The 3,185-nt window shown below is 44.4% G+C and carries 3 protein-coding genes; all 3 read left to right on the top strand.

The features are described from left to right. The coding region (locus tag HPY74_20575; GenBank protein ID NSW93002.1) for a transposase at window positions 1–710 on the top strand (710 nt) is incomplete at its 5' end. 2 nt (window positions 711–712) lie between these two features. Next, a complete protein-coding gene (locus HPY74_20580; protein NSW93003.1) occupies window positions 713–1,471 on the top strand; it encodes an ATP-binding protein in 759 nt (252 codons plus the stop codon). Between the two features lie 705 nt (window positions 1,472–2,176). Next, a partial coding sequence (locus tag HPY74_20585) for a transposase (protein ID NSW93004.1) occupies window positions 2,177–3,185 on the top strand: 1,009 nt, incomplete at its 3' end.

A 3,185-nucleotide genomic window follows, 5' to 3' on the forward strand; every position in this document is an offset into this window, starting at 1 on the left:
ATGATTTAAAGCAGGTAGTTAAATCTTTGCTTGAGGAAGCCAATAACCGTCCATTCCAAAAACGGGAGGGTTGTAGGAAAAGCTTATTCCATGAAGTTGAAAAAGCTGCTTTAAAACCACTTCCCAACAAGCCTTACCAATATGCTATTTGGAAAAAAGCAAAGGTAAACATCGACTATCATGTTGAGTTCGAGGGCAATTATTACAGCACACCTTATCAATTAGTCAAACAACCGGTTGAAATCAGGGCTACTTATAGCACGGTAGAGATCATCCATAAAGGTAAACGTGTTTCCTCCTTTCCACGACAGCAGGCCAACAAGCATATTTGGAAAACCGAACCTGAGCATATGCCTCCGAATCATCAGAAGGTTACCGAATGGACACCGGAACGTATCACCAAATGGGCATCCAGTATAGGACCATACACTTCTTCGCTGGTTACAAGGATTATGGCTTCTAAAGAGCATCCTGAACTTGGCTATCGTTCCTGCATGGGGATCATCCGGCTGGCTAAGGTATATTCGCCTCAGAGGGTTGAAAACGCCAGTAAAAGGGCACTCGCTTATGGTGCAACTTCATATCATAGCATGGTATCCATTCTGGAAAAAGGCCTTGATCATTTGGATATCGAAGAAGAAGCTGATGTTCCTCCCATTCTACATGAAAATATACGTGGCATGAAGTATTTCAGCAAGGAGGTGAACTGACAATGCTCAATCAGCAAACAATAGACCGCCTTGCAGAAATGAAGCTAAGGAACATGATAATTGCTTACCAAAAACAACAAGAAGACCCCTTAATGCTCGACCTCTCCTTTGAGGAGAGGTTCGGGCTAATTGTAGATTCTGAGTGGCTGGCCCGTAAAAACCGTTATTTGCAGCGTTTACTCAAAGAATCCAGAATGCCTATACACGCATGTGTAGAAGATATCGATTACACAGCCAAGCGCAAACTTGACCGTAAATTGATTACCCGGCTGTCTACAGGGGAATGGGTAGTACAACACCAAAATCTACTTATATCCGGCCCAACAGGGGTCGGCAAGACATTTCTTGCTTGTGCCATGGGCAACCTTATCTGCAGGCTTGGATACGCTGTCCGCTATTACAGGGTATCAAAGCTTTTAGAAGAGTTACAAGCAGCCAGGGGTGATGGGACCTATTTCAAAAAGTTCAACATGTTAAAAAAGGTTCCCCTCTTGATCCTTGACGATTGGGGCTTGAAAGCTTTTTCCACTAATGACTGCAGCCTGCTCTTCGAATTGTTCGAGGAAAGGAACCAAAAGGGGTCCACTCTTATAGCCGGGCAGCTCCCCATAGAATACTGGAACAAGGTACTATTGGACCCAACAATTACGGATGCAATCCTTGACCGGATCATCCATAATGCCTATCGCCTTAATATAGATGGATGTACAATGCGTAAGGTATTGTCTATCATCCCAAAAGACGATGAAACACAGGACTGACAACTTCCAGTAGCTTAAGAAAGCTCCCAAGAATGCAGAGTTTTCCTTTTTCGATCCACCATACCTTTGCAGACTTTCAGGAAGCAATATCAGTCAAAACACAGAGAAAGGAGTGATAAGAATATGTATACAAGGAAGTGGCGACATAGGTTGTCAATAGCTTTCGCGGCATAAAGAAGTATGCCTCCGGAGAGCGAGCATTTTATTCCACGATCTCTTGACAACCTATGGAAATTTGCGGTTTCATGTCTTTGGGCGAGAACTCAACAAAACAGGCTGAAGATACTTTCATGAGTTCCCGATGCCATCTTATTGTACCGCAAATTTCGAAGTGGCCTCTGTGGGTCAAATGCCCCCGGCAAGGGCTCGAATCTAACAAAACAGGCATTTAGTGCTGCACAGTCGTGTATATGTTTAACTCGGCTTTTACATAAGGCTGAAGGGATATGATAGACCCGCCTACCTTGCCAGGTTATCATTGTAAACCGCACTTAAAAGTTTTTGCTTTGAATAACCGGGAAAAGAACCTTCGGAATATTAAATTTTCAATGTGCGGTAAAAAATATATTGAAATTATTAAGCACTAAATGTTAAACTGAAATTGAAAACGTCGTTTCACTCCGAACTGTTCAGTTTGGTCCGAAACGTGTGTCCAATTTCAAACCGGAATCAATGATCACTTTGAACCCGGAATAGGTGTCCATTTTGACCGAAATACGCGCCGAAGAAGGCAACACCTCGAAATGCCGACGCCATGTCGTCCGAAATATCGGACCGTTGTCGCGTTTCGATGATGGCAAACCAGATTATCTTAAACGTTTGAGACAATCTTTTAAAGACGGAAGACCAATCATCGAGAGCCTTAAGGATCTGGTTGAGAATAAACCCACACGTAAACGTATTGTGGTCGAATACGACATCGACAACCCGGATGACTGCATCTGTGATCCCAAAAACATCGGATACTTTCTGCTTGACGGACTTTATGATGCATTAGGAATATATGATGTCTTAAACAAGCATAAGTCACAAACAAAGATAGAATATGACCTGAACGGACTCGCGAAGCTGCTGGTGTTCGGGAGGGTACTCTGGCCGGACTCAAAGTTTGAGACATTTGAAGGGAGGGACAATTACCGGTTTCCTGTCACCTCATCTGACAACCTGTACGAAATCTATCGGGCGCTTGACTGCCTGGACGAAGAGTCGGAAGCTATCCAGAAACGAATGAACACGAAGATATCAGGAGCCATTGGCAGGAACACGGAAGTCTGTTTCTATGACGTGACAAATTTCTACTTTGAGATCAGCGATAATGACGCAGATATGCTGGATGCCAACGGGAAGGTTATCCAGGAGGGAACCAGGAAAAAGGGTCCGTCCAAGGAGAAAAGAGGGGAACCGATCGTACAGATGGGGCTTTTCATTGACGACAACGGCATACCGATAGCATACCGGTTATTCCCTGGGAACCACACGGACCAGACGACACTGCGCCCTGCCCTTAAGAAAAGTATCGACAAGATGAAGTTCGGGAGGGTGATCATCGTCGCGGACGGGGGGTTGAACAGTGGCCCTAATATCGGCCATATACTGGATGAGGGGAACGGGTACATCCTTTCTAAAAGTACAAAGAAAAGCGCCAAGGATGTCAAGAAGTGGATACTTGACGAGGAGGGTTATGAATGGAACAAAGAAAGGACATTCAAGTTGA

This window comes from Bacillota bacterium, assembly GCA_013314855.1.
GTDB lineage: Bacteria > Bacillota > Clostridia > Acetivibrionales > DUMC01 > Ch48.

Excerpts from the sequence above, each read along its gene's own strand:
- HPY74_20580 (NSW93003.1), top strand. The coding sequence starts at position 713 with ATGCTCAATCAGCAAACAATAGACCGCCTTGCAGAAATGAAGCTAAGG.